Here is a 16,422-nt window from a genome sequence, read left to right as displayed (position 1 = left end):
ATTATGCTGACAACCGATATCAAAGATGCGATTCAGCGGCGGCGGATGATTGATGTGCTGCTCTCCGGCCAGCTCCATGCCGACCTGGTGTTGAAAGGCGGCTATATTATCAACGTAATCACCCGGGAGATTTACCCCGGGGATGTAGCTATTAAAGGTGACCGGATTCTTCTTGTCGGTGAGGCTGATAAACTGATCGGGCCGTCCACAGTAGTCGAGGATATGCGCGGTAAATTCATCAGTCCGGGCTTTATCGATTCACATATGCATTTTGAAAGTGCGATGCTGACGGTTACGGAGTTCTCCAAGCTGTCGATTCCAACCGGAACAACCACGCTGGTGGCTGATCCGCATGAGATTGGCAATGTGCTGGGTGTTCCCGGAATGAAGGCGATGATTGAAGAAGCGAAGACCCTGCCGAACCGCGTGCTGTTCACCGTCCCTTGCCTGACGCCTGATGTGCCCGGTCTTGAGACCGCAGGCGCAGATATCAGCTCCAAAGACATGCAGGAACTGCTGAATGACGACTATGTTCAGGGAATCGGCGAGCTGCAGGGCTTCAGCAACGTCCATCCCGTATACCGCAACGCCCCTTACCTGATCGATGATCTGCTCGCTTCAGTGTCCTATGCCAAGGCTATCGGCAAAAGCATTGAGGGCAACGCCCCCGGCCTGTCCGGCCAGGAGCTGGCTGCCCACATCATCTGCGGCGGAGGCCATGTCTCCTGCCATGAGACAACAACCAAGGAAGAAATGATGGAGAAGCTGCGCTATGGGGTCAGTGTATTCATGCGCGAAGGCTCCTCGCAGCGCAATATGGCGGAGTGCATCCGGGCAATCACCGAGGAAGGTATGGATTCCCGGCGGGCCATCCTGGTCTCCGACGATATGGTGCCGGAGGATCTGCTGAAGCACGGCCATATGAATGATATCATCCGCCGGACGATCGCCGTCGGCATTGATCCGGTTGAGGCGATTCAGATGGCCACGATTAATCCGGCTACCCACTTCGGTTTCCAGGATATCGGCGTGCTGGCTCCAGGCAAGAAGGCCGATATCGCCGTCATCAGCGACCTGACGAACATGACCATTGCCGAAGTCTATATTAGCGGAGCCAAGGTTGCCAGTGATGGCGAGCTGACCCGCGAGATCCCCTCCTATATCTATCCGGACTCTGTTAAAAGGTCTGTGAAGCGCAAGCCGGTTAAGCTGGAGGACCTTCAGCTCTCCGCTGAAGGTGCCCAAGGAACTGTCCGGGTCCGCGCTATCGAGGTCATCCCCGACCAGAATCTGACCGGCTCCGGCATCTACACCGCTGCCGTGAAGGATGGCGTTGTGCAGCCCTCTGTCGAGGACGATCTGCTGCCCTTGCTTGTCGTAGAACGGCATGGCCGCAGCGGCAAGATCGGCAAAACCTTCGTCCGCGGCATGAAGCTGAAGACCGGCGCCATCGCCGAAAGCGTGGCGCATGACACCCATAATATTATCGTCACCGGCACCAATTACGCCGATATGGTGACTGCGGTCAACCGGGTCATCGCGATGGACGGCGGCATCGCCATGATCGAAGGGGGCAAGGTAGTCGGCGATCTGCCGCTGCGTATCGGCGGACTGATGACCGATGAGCTGACCGGCAAAGAGATGAGCGCAAGAATTACCGAGCTACACCGGCTGGCCCGCGAGGAGCTGGGCTGTACGCTGCATGTGCCGTTCATGCATCTCTCCTTCCTGTCGCTGGTCACCAGCCCGGCCTGGAAAATCACCGACATCGGCCTGATCGACGCCGATGCCTTCACCGTGCTGCCGCCGCTCGCCTGAGCCCGCATTTTAAATGAAAGGAGTACGCTACATGGGGATTCAAGTGATTGATCTCTCACAGGAAATCTATCAGGGAATGCCGGTTTTTCCGCCGCATCAGAAGACGATGATCTTCCCCAATATGAGCCATGAAGAGAGTAAGAACAAGCTCGGCTTCGAGTTTGCCACGAACAACCTGCTGATTAACGAGCATGGCCCGACCCACAGCGATGCGATTTACGAATATGATCCGCACGGGCCGACGATTGATGAGATGCCGCTGGAGTATTTTTACGGACCGGCTGTCTGCCTGGACCTCTCCCATATTTCACCGGACGCCTACATTACCCGGCCTGATCTGGAACAGGCCCTGCGCAAAGACTATCTCCATCTGGATAAAGGCGATATCGTCCTGCTGTACACTGGACATTATAACCGCGCTTACGGTACCGAAGAATGGCTAACCCGCTACACTGGCCTGGATTATGAAGCGGCCGGATGGCTGGCGAAGCAGGGGATCATTAACATCGGTATTGATGCGCCTTCTATTGACAACCCGCTGGACCCGCTATTTTCCGGCCACCTGATCTGCCGGGAGTACCGGATGACCAATACCGAGAATCTCTGCAATCTGCATCTGATCGCCCAGAAGCGTTTCCTGTATTTCGGACTTCCGCTCCGGATCCGCCGAGGCACCGGCTCCCCCATCCGAGCCGTCGCGGTATTCATAGAATAAACAGATGAGGCAGGTGATTGTACCGTGACCACAGACAAGGTAATTGAAGAAATCCTGGTACCGGCTTACGAGGGAAGAAGCGCGCGGGTCCGCCAAGGCCAGACGCTCTACATCATCGATACCGAGGGCAAGCAGGTGGGTGATTTCGTCTGCTTCAATGCTGAAGACCCTGACGAGCATGTCTCCCCCGTACACATGAGGTCCTCGCTCAGCAGTATCCGGCTCAAGCCCGGCGACGGCCTATACAGCAACCGCCGCAGACCGCTGATGCAGCTGACGAAGGATACGGTGGGGAAACATGATTTCTTTTTTCCGGCATGCGACTATTACCGCTATAAGATCGACTTCGGGCTGGAGGAGCATCCGAACTGCCATGACAATCTGCAGAAGGCGCTGTACAAATATCAGCTGGGTCACAAAGAGCTGCCCGATCCGATCAACTGGTTCATGAACAATGCACTGGACGGGAATCTCGACTACGTTATCCAAGAACCGCTCTCCCGGCCCGGCGATTATGTCGCACTCCTGGCGCTGACCGATGTGATCGTCGCCCTTTCCTCCTGCTCGCAGGATCTGGCCCCGGTCAACGCCTTTAAGGTAACTCCGCTGATGATGCAGATTACTGAACCAGCTCCGGCTGTACCCCCGCTTTACCGGGATATGCCGTATCGTTAAAACTGCACTATGGTAGCTTTTGTACACAAATCTTGCATTTGTTCACTGCCGGAGTGTCCATCCTGTTCACTGTTGTAACCTTGCTCTACTGTCCCGTTCATGGTATGCAGCTTATAATTGTACTATGAACAATATAGATCAGGCCGGTATCGCCAGAGTACACAGTGAATCAGGGGGCTGTTTATGGGACTGCACAAACTCGGCAATCGAAGAGCATTGTACAGCAGGTTATTAGTCAGTATTACGCTTTGCGTCTCCTTAACTTTTCTTGTCTCCACCATCATCTATTACAATTACTATATCGGTGTGGAAAAAAAGCAGGCCTTCCAGTCCGACCTCGGCAACCTCACGCAGACCAGCAGGGAAGTCGTTAACATGACCGATGCTGCGCAATCGCTTTCCTTTCAAATTTACCGCAACAGTACGATCTCCAAAATTGTTTTCTACGACAAGCCCGATATCTATGATGTCACGGCAGCCATGTCCGAGCTGGGCAATTACTTGAGCTCCATGCCTTATATTGAGTCTATCTATGTCTATAATCCCAAAAGCGGACAGCTGTATATCGCCTCTTCCCACGGGCAGAACGGTGTATTTACTGAGCAAGAGCTGGTAGACACCCCTATTCTGGATATCCTGGGCCATTATCAGGACTACAAGGCCTTCACACCGATTCCCAGAGTGTATTCCAATGGTGCGCGGGAGAATGACCAGGTTCGTGCTTATACTTTTTTGTGTCTGGATGCCATCGGCTGGGACCGGGCCATCAACTCTGCGGTAATCGTCAACATCTCTGCACCCTGGATCAATAAGGAAATCACCAGTCCTATTAATTCTGCCAGCGCCACTTATATTCTGGACGATCAGGGGGCTTTTCTGTCCGGCAACAGCCTGAAGCAGCAGGAGCTCTCCCCGGAGGAAGCCGGATGGATTGAACAGCGGATCAAAGGCCAGGAGGCAGGTTATTTCATCGGGCCCTTCGGAGGTGTGAACTCGCTGATTTCTTATACTGCACCGGATGACTTAAGCTGGCAGTATGTGCGGATTACCCCCTACGACAACATTACTGAGCATACGAATACTATCCGCAACACCACCCTGCTCATTGCAGCCCTTGTTCTGGTGGCCGGCATCGGCCTCTCCTGGATCATGTCCAGAAGCCTGTATCTGCCGATTGACCGGATTGTCAGCGAGATGAATATTCTCGAGACGGAGAAACGCGACAGCATGTTCATGATCCGGCAAAATACACTGCGCGATCTCATTCTCGGCCTCAAGCCGTTGCAGTCTATTCAGCAGGTAGAGAAGCTGCGCCAGCTCGGGATTCACTTCACCTTCAATGATGATTTCCGCCTGATCCTGCTGCGGATTGATCACTACAAAGAGTTCAGGGAAGCCCGCTCTTCCTACCTGCTGGCCTCGAAGTTTGCCATTATGAACATCGCTTCGGAAATTTGCGGCCAGACCTACCGGGTCGAGACTGTGGATATGAACGATGACGGCATCCTTGTGCTGCTGAACATTATCGATCCCGTGGAATATACGGATACCGGGCTGATTGAGGCGCTGCTCCGGCAGATCCAGCAGGCCTGCTCCGACTATCTGAAGCTAAGCCTTACCCTCACCTACAGTCATATTGACCATAACGCGGGCCAGCTGCACCAGCTCTACAGGCAGGTCCGGGAAGCGTCGAATCACCGACTGTTCTACGGACATGGCTGTATCATTAACGCCCAGGACATATGTGCTCTTGAGTCCAGTACGTATCATTATCCTACCGACAAGGAGAAGAAGCTCACCGATGCGCTCCTGAGCGGTAAACTGGAGGACGCTGCCGGGCAGTTCAGCAGCATTATCCGGGAGACCGAAGCCTTTCCCTTTCAGACGGTGCAGTTAACAGTATCCAGACTCAGCGTGACGGTCAGGGAGATCGTGAATACCGTTCAGAAACGTAACCGTTTACAAAATAACGCAATCAGCGGGCTGCCTTGCCTGGATTCCATTGAGACCATTGACGAGCTGGAGGAGGCCTTCTCCGCTCTCTTCACTGCATTGCGCGAACAGCTGGACGAGAAGAAGAACTCTAAGCAGCATGATCTGATCTGCCAGATTAATAGCAAGATCAGCGAAAATTACATGAAGCCGAACCTAAGTCTCAATCAGATTGCTGATGAGCTGGATATGTCGCCGATCTATATCAGCCGCCTTTACAAGCAGCAGACCATGAACAGTATCGTCGATGTCATTCTGGAGGTACGGATGCGCGAGGTATGCGCCCTGCTGGAGAACACCGACCTGCCCGTAACTATCATTGCGGAGCGCTGCGGCTTCACCAGCAGCTCTTATCTGCACCGGATGTTCAAGCGCAGCTTCGGAACGACGCCTACGGATTACCGGCGTTCGAAGAATGCTTAGATAGTTGACTCATTAATGTTCTGGGAGTGCCGGCTATGCTGGCATTTCCGGCTGTTCTGCTGTAGCAGTTCCAATTCTAGTTCCAGTTCTAATTCCAGCTCCAGCTCAAGTTACAGCTCAAGTCCCAATCCAACTCCAGTTCCTGTTCCAGCTGCCCGCCCGGTTCCCATTGAAATTGCTTGTGACAAGCTAAATGTTGTACGTATTACAACTCTAAGCCAACAATACAGGGCATTTTTAAGGATTGTTGTACGAAATACAACAATCCTCGCGATTAGTCGCTAGAATGAGGCGAAATGTTGCATTTCATACAACAATCCCCGCTTAGCTACCGCCTATAGAGCGGGAATGTTGTATTTTGTGCAAGATTAGTCTCCAGTACACAGAGAAGTCCCCCCGCTTTGGTGGATATTCTTCTACTTTGGTGGATGCCCCTCGCTTAGGTGGAACACCAAGCCTGTCTTTAACTCTACGGAGGTGCTCCCTCCATTTTGCTAGATATTCCCTCGCTTTGGCGGGTGTTCCCTCGCTTTGGTGGGTGTTCCCTCGCTTTGCTGGATGTTCTCACGCTTTGCTTGGTGTTCCCTCGCTTTGGCGGAACGCCAAGCCCGCCTCTAGCTACGCGGAGAAGCTCCTCCGCTTTGGCCAGTCTCCATATACACGGAGACTGGCTTTTCTGCTCTCCTCCCACCACGGAAGCCGATGTCTGACGTGGCTTTCTTTTGCTTCGAGTGCTGTGTGCAGGTCTGGCTACCACTTAAACAGCGGGGAAGACGGAATGAATGTGGAGAAGCGGCAGCGGTCGCCTTTGTATACGGATTTTCACCGCTAAGGTAAAAATAAATAAAATCCGGATACAACAGCGATCGGAACATCATTCCGTTTTCGGAGCGTCCACCCAATGCGCCTCCGTTGCACCAGCACCAGCACTTGCACCTGCACCTGCACCCGCACTTGCACCTGCACCTCGCACTCGCACCCGCCCTGCACCTCGCACTTGTACCCGCCCCTGCACCCGCACCTGCCATCTGCCCATAAAAAAGCCCCAAAAGCCATGCGGCTTCCGGGGCCCCTCTCTACTTAATACCTTTCTCCGCAGTATAAGCATTCCACTGCTTCGTCCACTCCGCCTGGATCTTCTCGAGTCCGGCCTGCTTGGCCTTCTGCATGAAGGTCTCCAGCCCCTTGTCGATATCCTCCACCAATCCCGCTTCGAGCGGGAACAGATATTGCTTCTCGACCTGCTCCAGCGCCGCTTTTTCCGCCTGATAGGAAGAATAGTCCTCTGCAAAGCCGAGGAACAGATCCGGCTTCTGAATCTTGTCGAGTTCATCGAAGATTGCTTTCACCCCGTCAAAACCCTTGTCGAACAGCATATACTCCGGATTTCTCCACGCCCAGCCGTTCATGCCCTCCCGGGTGAAGCCGTTGGTCTGGCTTGTTCCAAGCAGCTTGTAATAGCCGTCTTCCACAGTATAGTTCTTGCCTTCAATCCCATATTCGGTTAGCTGGTTGTAGCGTTTGTCCAGGACCAGCTTTTCATAGAAAGCGAGCGCCCGCTCCGGATTCTTGCTGCTCTTCGGAATCGCAAAACCATTATGAACCGGATGCACCGGAGTGGCATACCCCGTCGTCTTGCCGAACGGATAATACCCCAGCTCCCATTCGGGATGTGTGGTGCTGATCTTCATGACCATATCATTAAAGCGCGTCGGATTATCCCCGAACATGCTCGCCGCCTTGCCGGAAGTAATCGGGTCCTGCATCGTATCCTTGATATTCAGCACATTCTTGGGAATGAAGCCTTTTTCCTGCCAGCGCTTCATGACCTTCAGCTCTTCTTTTTGCTCATCGGAGCCCCAGTAAGAGTACACCTCAGTAGGCGATTCGTATTTCACGCCCATCCCATATGGCAGCGCACCGACCATCTTATTCAGCTCGGTATAAATGTAATGAAGATTATTGCCGATATCGCTATTCAGGGAAGCCGGCATCATATCCGGTTCATTCTGGCGGATTCCGTCCATGTAAGCCTCATAGCTGGCCAGATCCGTAGGCTGGGGAAGATTGTATTTCTTGCGCAGATCCTCCCGCCAGACGAAACCGTTGGTCACGTATTCTTTGTAAGTCGCAGGCACTGTATAGATTTTGCCGTCTACCTTAACATCCTCCCACATCGACTCAGGGACGAATCTCTGCAGCTCTGGCGCGGCCTTAGGCAGCAGATCATCGAGGGCCAGGAATGCGCCGCGTTTCGCATAGGAAGCATACTGTGTCCAGTCCGCCGTGAAGATCAGGTCAATCGCTTGACCCGAAGAGAGCAGCAGCTTGTATTTCTGATCCCAGTCCGTCCAGCTCGTATAGTTGAATTTAACCGTTGTATTAAGCTCCGCCGCCGCCATCTTGTTGACTTCGGCTTCAATCGCCAGCAGATCCTTCGGCGCATCGCCGAGCATGTAGAACTGCAGCTCCACTTTCTTGGAGGTGTCAATTCCGGGTTCTGCCGTAGCAGTCGTACTGCCCTCTGTGGCCGCAGCCGTGTTGTTTTTACCGCTATCCGTGCTGCCCGCTGCCTCTTTATTGTTGCCGTTACTGCCGCCGCATCCCGCAGCGAGCAGCGAGACCGCCAGCATGGCTGTCAGGACAGCCAGCGGTTTTTTCCGTGCATTCTTGCTCATCATGAACCCTCCCAAAAATGTTGTTTGGTAATACTGCTTCCTGGTTCAGCTCCTCACAATATCTATGTTAGCCGAATAGCAGCCGCGAAGAACAGCGCGGAGCCGCTACAAGGTTCTAACCTTTTACCGCGCCGATCGTCAGGCCTTTAACGAAATAGCGCTGAATGAACGGGTACAGAAACAGAATAGGTCCGGTGACAACGATGGCCATCGCCATTTTCGTTGACTCTGTAGGCAGGTCTGCCCCGAGGCTTACCCCGGTTCCCGCTCCCATATTCGCAATAAACGAAGCCGAGTTGATCACATTGTACAGATGGAACTGCAGCTGATACTTGTGTGTGTCATTGATGAACAGGGAAGACGAGAACCAGTCGTTCCAGTACGTCAGCGCGAGAAACAGTCCAACCGTGGCAATGCCGGGCATCGACAGCTGCAGCACAATCCGCCAGTATATTTTGAAATCGCCCGCCCCGTCAATCTTGGCAGATTCGAACAGCTCCTCAGGAACAGCGGAACGGATGAAGTTCTTCATCAGAATAATCAGGAACGGCGTCATCAGCCCCGGCAGAATCAAGGCTCCATACGAGTCGGTCAGATGCAGATATTTGGTCATCATAATGTACCAGGGCACGAGGCCCCCGCCGAACAGCGTGGTGAAATAGATATAGAACGAGAACGTATTGCGGTATTTGAAATCCCTGCGGGCCAGCACATAACCAGCCATAGTCATGAAGAACAGCCCCAGCGTCGTCCCCGTAAGTGTAGTGAACAGAGTAACGCCATAGGCGCGCAGTACCTCATCCGGAAAAGTGAACACCGTCTTATACCCTTCCAGCGAGAACTCCGCAGGAATCAGATGGTAACCGTCCCTGATAATCGATTCATTGGAGGACAGCGAGGCGGATATAATCAGCAGAAACGGGATCAGACACGCCAGCGAGCCGATGATAATGACCGTGTACGCCAGCCCCTGCAGCAGTCTGGTATAGTGATCGTCTTTAATATGCATGCTCTTTCTCTCCTCCTAAAACAACGCGTAATCATCATTGATTTTGCGGATCATGTAGTTCACCGTCATGATCAGGATGAAGCCGAACAGGGATTGATACAGACCCGCTGCCGTCGCCATGCCGATATCAAAGGTCACCTTCAGGGAGCGGAAGACGTACGTATCCAGAATATCTGTTGTGTTATACAGCACCCCGTTGTTGCCGATCAGCTGGTAAAAGAGGTCAAACTGCCCCTTCATAATGCTTCCGAGTGAGAATAGCAGCAGCACAACGAAGGTAGACTTCAGCATCGGCACCGTAATATACCAGATCCGCTGAAAAATATGCGCTCCGTCAATTTTGGCCGCTTCATAGTACTCATCGCTGATCCCTGTGATGGCCGCCAGGTAGATGACCATGCTGTAGCCGAGATTTTTCCACAGATAGAACAGGATGATCAGGAAGATCCAGACCAGCGGCTTATTATAGACATCCACAGGTCCCGCTCCAAACCGGGCCAGCAAGGTGTTCAAGAAACCGCTGTCATAATTGAACACGTTGTAGACGATAACGCTCAGAATAACGAAAGAAACAAAATACGGCAGGAACATAATGGACTGGGTCAGTTTCTTGAACCATTTGTGGCGCAGCTCGCTAAGCAGAATCGCACAGACAATCGCCAGTACGTTGCCGAGCAGGATGAAGGCCAGATTGTAGCCGATGGTATTGAGCGTCAGCTTGATCAGCGTACCCGATTTCCAGAGAAACTCGAAGTTCTTCAGACCCACGAAGGGAGCATCGAACAATCCGGAATTGAAATCAAATTGGGTGAACGCATAATACACGCCGACCATCGGGAAATACGAATTGACCAGGAAGAACAGCAGTGCCGGCAGCAGCATCAGAAAAAGAATCCGGTTATGAATCAGCTCATGCAGAAATCCCTTCTTCCTTCTCTTCCGCGTGCCGGACTCTATCTGCGGGGACAGCCCGCCTGTTCCCTTCAGTGGAAGCTGGATAGCGAGTGGCATACCCGACTTGCGCTTACGGTGTCTCAAAGCCTTCACTCTCCTATACCTATATAAGTTGGCGGCACTGGCTCCGAAGCCTCCGCCCCTCGCGGCCCTTATGGCTTCGTCCAATGGATGACCTGAGTATAGAAGACGCCTCCTGCAGCTGAATAGTGAAGCTTACAGCTATTCCTGTATTTTATTGCCAACCCCAGGGTGTACATTTCATACTTTTGTGCAGTAACCACAGCCTGAACGCAAATAAGCCCCCGGATCGCTCTCCTTCAGGAGAAGAATCCGGGGGAAAGGTGTGCATACTCCCGCGCTTATATCATCATATATACTTCTAAAGCTCTGCCGAACATGCCACGCCCGGCTTCTCCCTCACTCCCTGCCGGCGCCCGGCAAACTGCGATTCGGCCTGATTCAGCACCTTCCGTTTCCGCCAGCGCAGCAGCACCAGTCCTCCTCTTGCCGCTTCATCGGCAATCATGCAGCAGTAGATACCCAGCAGCCCCCAGCCGGACGAAATTCCGAGCGAGTAGGAGCCGCCTACGCCAATCAGCGTCATGGAGATCATCGAGACCACCATGGTATAGCGGGTGTCACCAATCGCATTAAGCGAGTTGCCCATAGCCATATTTAGCATTTTGCACGGCTGCAGCAGCAGATTAAGCGCCAGCAGGGATACGCCGATAGCGACAATCTCCGGATCGGCAGTGAAGAATCCGAGCAGCGACCGGCCGAACAAATACAATAGCAGCACATTGGCGCTGACGATAGCCAGCCCTATGTACAGCGTCCGGTATGCTGCGCGATAGGCCTCCTGCGTCTGCTTGGCACCGAAGAGATAGGCAATCTGAATCTGCCCGGCCATGGCGATGGCGTAACCCAGCGTGAAGCAGAAGGACTCCAGCGTGTTCAGATAGGTACGTGCAGCCAGCTCTTTGGCACCCAGCATGGCAAGGAAAGAATAGATTACCAGCTGTGACAGCACCCAGGAGGAGGAGTTCAGTCCCAGCGGCCAGCTGATCCTGACGATCTCCGCGAATAATTTGCGGTGGAAGGTCCGGAAATCCGGCAGCCTGATTCTGCGCTCAAAAGCGCTGCTGAACATATACAGCAGTACAGCCACACCGATCAGCCTGCTGATCATCGTGGAGACCGCAATGCCGCTTAGTCCCATCTCCGGCAGGCCGAACATGCCGAAGATCAGAATATAATTGAGCAGGATATGAATAACATTCACAGCCACTCCCGTATACATCGGCCCGCGCGTATTGCCTGTATTGCGGATTGCAGAGCCTAGAGAGGCAGTCATTCCAACCATGAACAATCCGCCGCCCACATAAGTGAGGTAGACATGAGATAGCGGAATCAGATTTCCTGAAATATGAAGCATCCGGGCAACCGGATCAGCATACAGAAACAAGCTGACACTGAAGGCAACCCCCAGGATAGTGCTTACGGTAACTCCCATAATCGCAATCGTACGCGCCTCTTCATTGCGGCCAGAGCCGAGCCGCTGCGCAATCAGTATACCTGCACCTCCGGCGAACGTGGTAAACAGTGTAATCAAAGCGCCAAATAACTGATTCGAAATGCCTACAACGGCAACGGCATCATCAGAGATCCGGCTGACCATGATCGTGTCCACTGTCCCGAGCAGCGTTTGCAGAAATATTTCAATAAATATTGGCCAGGCCAGCATCCACAGTCCGCTCTTCCCACCCATGGGTTTCATGGAATAAACCCTCCTCTGCCGATATGCGGCTGCTATAACCTGTGTAATCAAGCCTTGCAATTCAAGCTTGCTCGAAATAAATTATAGATGATATACTCTGGAAAATGTACCATATCTCAAACCTAAACTTTCAATATTCAAACCATCCTGCAGGAGGCTACTCTAATGAATCCGCTCCTATTCCGTATTCCTCCCCTGCCGCATTATATTGCAAGCGGCTTCAATCACTACCCGCCCGGCTATCAGCATCCGAACCGCCAGCATATCAAAGTATTCGATCTGCTCGTCGTCCGGCAAGGCTGCCTGTACATCGGTGAAGAGGAGCGGCGGTTTACGGTAAAGGCAGGAGATGCCTTAATCCTTCGTCCGGATTGCCACCACTTCGGAACGGAGGGCTGCCGGGAGGAGACAGCCTATTATTGGCTTCATTTTCAAACCTTCCATGACTGGCCTGCGCTGCCCGGTTCCGCACTTGATTCCGGCAGCCCGAATGAGCCGGTGGGCGGCCTGCCCGCTTCGTTCTTCAATATCAGCTCGTTTAACCTCGCGTTGTCGCAATTCGTCACTCTGCTGCAGCCGGTCAAGATCGAAGAGCTGCTAGCCCAGCTGGGGCAGCTGCAAGCCACTGCCCACCTGGAATCGGTCCGCTTCCGGCAGCAGACTCTCTTCCAGGATATTCTGCAGCTGCTTGCCGCTTCCGTGAAGCCGGAGCAGCACAGCTCCCAGTCCACTGTATGCGCTGAGCAGGCCGCCTCCTTCCTCCGCGCCCATTACCGCGAAGAGATCACTACGGCGATGCTCGGAGACAGCCTTAACTTTCATCCGGTCTATATTGCCCGCTGCATGAACAAGGCGTATGGCTGTGCACCGATGGAATATCTGCTCCGTTACCGGATCGAGCAGAGCAAGCTGCTGCTGATGCAGACCAGCTTCCCTATCGCCCGGATTGCCGAAGAGGTCGGCTTCAACCAGGCGCCTTACTTCAGCTCCACCTTCATGAAGCTGGAGGGGCTGTCACCGCGGGAGTACCGCCAGCGCTTCTCATGAGAACAGGCCATCAGCGGTTTCCTCCGCTGATGGCCTGTTTCACTATTGTATATATTTCGGGGTCTCCGCAAATTACCAGAGTAATTATCGAAGCCAAAATCCCGCTTTGCAGGGTTATTGTACTAATGCTTACTCCGTCTCCGGCAACGCCGCAGTCATCCAGAACTCCCACTCCAGCTGCTGGTCAGCAGGTATCCGGTATTCCGGATGTACCGGCGCGCCCCAGCTGTCATCACCGCCGACACCCATTTGCTGCGCGGCAATGGTGACAACCGTGTAGTGCACCTTGGGCAGCTCATAAGGATGCGCTGCCTGCTCCAGCTCGAACGCTGTGTATGGCGACAGCGTACATTCCAGCGGCTCTCCTGCAGCCGCCTGAATCTGCAGCCCGCGGCCGCGCTCGTCCGTAATGCGTACCTGGCGTACGCCGGTACGGTTGCCGGACTCCTGCGGCACCAGATAGGGTGACGGCAGCTCCGTCACCTTACGCCGGAAGCGTCCCAGACGCGCTCCAGACGCGCGGTCACTGTAATTCTCTTCCGGCCCGCGGGCATACCAGTCCGACTCTCCATAATCGGCGGACATCCGGAAGGACACGGCCACAACCGGCACATCCGGCAAGCCGGCTGCTCCGGTATAGACCATACGGACCCGCAGTTTGCCGTCTGCGTAGACCGTATACTCAATTCGGGTCTTCAGCTCCCGGCTGATGCTGAATTCATAGTCAAAGGTCACCGTGGCCCGGTCCTTCCCGGTCTCAAGCCTTACCGCCACGCAGCTGCGGGCAAGACTGGCCGCGAACCAGCCGCCTGCGTGGTAAGCAAGCGAAGTTCCCTTATCATTATCTGTGGTTGCCCGCCAGAACAGCGGAGCAGGCGGAGTAGCAATCATCTCACGCCCCCCGTAGCAGAGCGACACCAGCGAACCTGCCTGCTTGGAGAACAGGGCAGCGAATCCGCGGCCGGTTACGCCAATGTTCACGTCTCCCTCGATCACCCTGAACGCTCCAGCCTCAGGCAGTATAGCGTCCTCTAGGTCCGCCGCAGCCTCAGCGGCTTCAATCCGGAAGACATACTCTCCGTATGCCGTCTCGAATCCCGCCTCAGCCCACAGCTCCGCTTCCTTCAGCAACAGGCTTGCCGCCAGCGTGTACTCTCCCGGAGCTCCTGACACATCCGGCAGCGCAAGCGGAATCCACGCCTCTGCCTGCGGCGCAACCGCCACCTCCTGCTGCCCCTTGAAGATCTGCCGCCCTTCCCGGTACAGCCGGAACTCCAGCCGCAGCCCTTCCGTCCCTTCGAACAGATTACTGTTGATGATCTTCACTGCATCCCGTTCCGGTACAAGCCGGATGTTCTGGTAGAGGAACTTCACCTCCTGCATCTTCGGGGTCACGGTCCGGTCGGCAAAGACAATCCCGTTGCCGCAGAAGCTGTAATCCGTCGGCCGGTCATCAAAATCACCGCCATAGGCCAGATACTCCTCTCCGTATCTGTCTTTGGCCACCAGCGCCTGGTCAATATAATCCCAGATGAAACCGCCCTGATACTGCGGATACCGGCTCTCCAGCTCGATGTACTTATGAAGTCCGCCTACTGAATTGCCCATGGCATGCATATATTCACAGCTGATGTATGGCTTATCCGGGTGACCTTCCAGGTATTCTTCAATATCCGCAGGCTTGGCGTACATCCGGCTCTCCATATCACTGGTGTCATTGTATTTGCGGTTATGGAACACCCCTTCATAGTGCACCAGCCGCCCCGGATCGGTCTCGCGGAAATAATGGGACACATTCAGAATCACCTCACCCGCATACGATTCATTACCGCAGGACCAGATGAGGATGGACGGATGGTTCTTATCGCGCTCCAGCATCGACACTGCACGGTCCATTACAATATCCTGCCACTCCGGTCTATCACCGGGAATGTTCCAGGACGGCTCAACCGCGCCCATCTTCTGCCACGAGCCATGGGATTCCAGATTCATCTCGTCAATCACATAGACACCGTACTCATCGCATAGCTCATACCAGAGCGTCTGATTCGGATAATGCGAGGTCCGCACAGCATTGATATTATTCTGCTTCAGGATAATGATGTCCTTAATCATATCCTCTCTGGTGATGTTCCGCCCTCTGCGGCTGTTGAATTCGTGACGATTGACTCCTTTGAAAATAATCCGTTTGCCGTTCAGCAGCATCAGCTTGTCCTTCAGTTCAAACACGCGGAACCCCGCCCGCTGCACAATCGCCTCCACCAGGTCTCCGCGGCCATCGAATACAGAGATACAGACGCTATAGAGATACGGATTTTCTGCGCTCCACAGCGATACCGTACCTGCCTCCAGGGTGAACACCGCTTTTCCCGTCACAACCTGCCCCTCGGTCTCCGCCACAACGGCTCCGGCCGCATCCTTCAACCCGATTTTCACGAAAGCGTCCGCCGCCGTTGCCATGCTAAGTTCAGCAGTTAACGTTCCCTCCTGATAGGCAGCATCCAGCCCCGCGTTAATCCGCAGATCCTGCACATGAAGCTCCGGCACCGTATACAGATACACCTCGCGGAAGATACCCGAGAACCGCCAGAAATCCTGATCCTCCAGCCAGCTGCCCGTGCAGCGCTGATAGACTTCAACGGCCAGCTTGTTCACCCCCTCCTGCAAATAAGGGGTCAACTCAAACTCCGCAGGTGTGAAGCTGTCTTCACTGTAGCCGACGAATTGTCCATTAAGCCAGACATAACAAGCCGCCTCTACGCCCTGAAAAGAAATAAAGACCGGCCCGTTCTCCATATTCACCGGAACCTCAAAATATTTCACATAACTCCCCACCGTATTGCTCTCCTCCGGAATCGCCGGCGGCCGCACAGCATCAAGCCCGTCCCAGGGATACATCGTGTTGGCATATTGCGGCTTACCGTACCCCTGAAGCTGGATATGACCGGGCACCTGAATGTCCCCCCAGCCTCTGGTATTATAATCCGCCTTATAGAAATCCTGAATCCGGCTGGCCGCATTCACCGCGTAGCTGAATTTCCAGTCTCCGTTCAGGGAATGACGCAGCTCCATCGGGGCTTGCCGCTCCGCTTCCTCCATGGTCTTGTAATAACGATGGTCCGAATGCGCTTCCAATCGGTTCACCTTAAAAACCGAAACATCGCTTAACCAGTCCAGACTGGGCTCGTTGCTGAACATTATATTTTCCTCCTTATTGGTCTCTCACAATGATTTTGTTCTCTTCCATGATTCCCTTACCGTCTGCGTCAGCAGTTCCAGCTTAATTTTACCCAAGACCTTCGCAGGTTCATAGTGCAGGATCACAACTAAG

Annotated in this window: 10 protein-coding genes; 5 read left to right on the top strand and 5 right to left on the bottom strand. The window is 53.9% G+C overall.

The features are described from left to right. The first annotated feature begins 3 nt into the window (after positions 1-3). The 4 genes from ade to NSQ73_RS02795 all read left to right on the top strand — a co-directional run bounded on the left by ade (position 4) and on the right by NSQ73_RS02795 (position 5,623). On the top strand, positions 4-1,818 hold the full coding sequence (gene ade, locus NSQ73_RS02810; RefSeq protein ID WP_340985319.1) for an adenine deaminase: 1,815 nt from the start codon (positions 4-6) through the stop codon (positions 1,816-1,818). Positions 1,819-1,849: 31 nt separating this feature from the next. Then, positions 1,850-2,533, top strand: coding sequence for a cyclase family protein (locus tag NSQ73_RS02805; protein ID WP_340985318.1), 684 nt, complete (start codon positions 1,850-1,852; stop codon positions 2,531-2,533). Between the two features lie 24 nt (positions 2,534-2,557). Beyond that, positions 2,558-3,208 (top strand): urea carboxylase-associated family protein, encoded by a 651-nt coding sequence (locus tag NSQ73_RS02800; RefSeq protein ID WP_340985317.1) that lies wholly within the window; start codon positions 2,558-2,560, stop codon positions 3,206-3,208. A 183-nt stretch (positions 3,209-3,391) separates the two neighbouring features. Further along, positions 3,392-5,623, top strand: coding sequence for an AraC family transcriptional regulator (locus NSQ73_RS02795; protein ID WP_340985316.1), 2,232 nt, complete (start codon positions 3,392-3,394; stop codon positions 5,621-5,623). A 1,076-nt stretch (positions 5,624-6,699) separates the two neighbouring features. Here the strand turns inward: NSQ73_RS02795 and NSQ73_RS02790 are convergent. From NSQ73_RS02790 to NSQ73_RS02775, 4 genes are all read right to left on the bottom strand, one after another. Next, positions 6,700-8,256, bottom strand: a complete 1,557-nt coding sequence (locus NSQ73_RS02790) for an extracellular solute-binding protein (protein ID WP_445669650.1) — start codon at positions 8,254-8,256, stop codon at positions 6,700-6,702. Positions 8,257-8,416: 160 nt separating this feature from the next. Then, positions 8,417-9,310 (bottom strand): carbohydrate ABC transporter permease, encoded by an 894-nt coding sequence (locus tag NSQ73_RS02785; protein WP_039309445.1) that lies wholly within the window; start codon positions 9,308-9,310, stop codon positions 8,417-8,419. A gap of 15 nt (positions 9,311-9,325) precedes the next feature. Further along, positions 9,326-10,192 (bottom strand): ABC transporter permease, encoded by an 867-nt coding sequence (locus tag NSQ73_RS02780; protein ID WP_425415555.1) that lies wholly within the window; start codon positions 10,190-10,192, stop codon positions 9,326-9,328. A gap of 454 nt (positions 10,193-10,646) precedes the next feature. Further along, complete coding sequence (locus NSQ73_RS02775) at positions 10,647-12,044, bottom strand: MATE family efflux transporter (protein WP_340985315.1); 1,398 nt, start codon at positions 12,042-12,044, stop codon at positions 10,647-10,649. Positions 12,045-12,209: 165 nt separating this feature from the next. Between NSQ73_RS02775 and NSQ73_RS02770 the strand changes: the two genes are divergently transcribed. Continuing rightward, positions 12,210-13,091, top strand: coding sequence for a helix-turn-helix transcriptional regulator (locus tag NSQ73_RS02770; protein WP_171721054.1), 882 nt, complete (start codon positions 12,210-12,212; stop codon positions 13,089-13,091). Positions 13,092-13,220: 129 nt separating this feature from the next. On the opposite strand, the gene NSQ73_RS02765 is transcribed toward NSQ73_RS02770, so the two are convergent. Next, positions 13,221-16,289, bottom strand: coding sequence for a glycoside hydrolase family 2 TIM barrel-domain containing protein (locus NSQ73_RS02765; protein ID WP_340985314.1), 3,069 nt, complete (start codon positions 16,287-16,289; stop codon positions 13,221-13,223). Positions 16,290-16,422: the final 133 nt, after the last annotated feature.

The sequence above is a fragment of the Paenibacillus sp. FSL R10-2736 genome, from assembly GCF_038000245.1.
Lineage (GTDB): Bacteria > Bacillota > Bacilli > Paenibacillales > Paenibacillaceae > Paenibacillus_AQ > Paenibacillus_AQ phytohabitans.
The sequence above is the reverse complement of the archived record's forward strand: the minus strand, read 5'-3'. Positions and strand labels throughout refer to the sequence as shown.

Bases quoted from the DNA above. Each gene is read 5' to 3' on its own strand.
- ade (WP_340985319.1), top strand. From the start codon at position 4: ATGCTGACAACCGATATCAAAGATGCGATTCAGCGGCGGCGGATGATT.
- NSQ73_RS02790 (WP_445669650.1), bottom strand. From the start codon at position 8,256: ATGCTGGCGGTCTCGCTGCTCGCTGCGGGATGCGGCGGCAGTAACGGC.
- NSQ73_RS02795 (WP_340985316.1), top strand. From the start codon at position 3,392: ATGGGACTGCACAAACTCGGCAATCGAAGAGCATTGTACAGCAGGTTA.
- NSQ73_RS02785 (WP_039309445.1), bottom strand. From the start codon at position 9,310: ATGCATATTAAAGACGATCACTATACCAGACTGCTGCAGGGGCTGGCG.
- NSQ73_RS02805 (WP_340985318.1), top strand. From the start codon at position 1,850: ATGGGGATTCAAGTGATTGATCTCTCACAGGAAATCTATCAGGGAATG.
- NSQ73_RS02780 (WP_425415555.1), bottom strand. From the start codon at position 10,192: ATGCTGCTGCCGGCACTGCTGTTCTTCCTGGTCAATTCGTATTTCCCG.
- NSQ73_RS02775 (WP_340985315.1), bottom strand. From the start codon at position 12,044: ATGAAACCCATGGGTGGGAAGAGCGGACTGTGGATGCTGGCCTGGCCA.
- NSQ73_RS02770 (WP_171721054.1), top strand. From the start codon at position 12,210: ATGAATCCGCTCCTATTCCGTATTCCTCCCCTGCCGCATTATATTGCA.
- NSQ73_RS02765 (WP_340985314.1), bottom strand. From the start codon at position 16,289: ATGTTCAGCAACGAGCCCAGTCTGGACTGGTTAAGCGATGTTTCGGTT.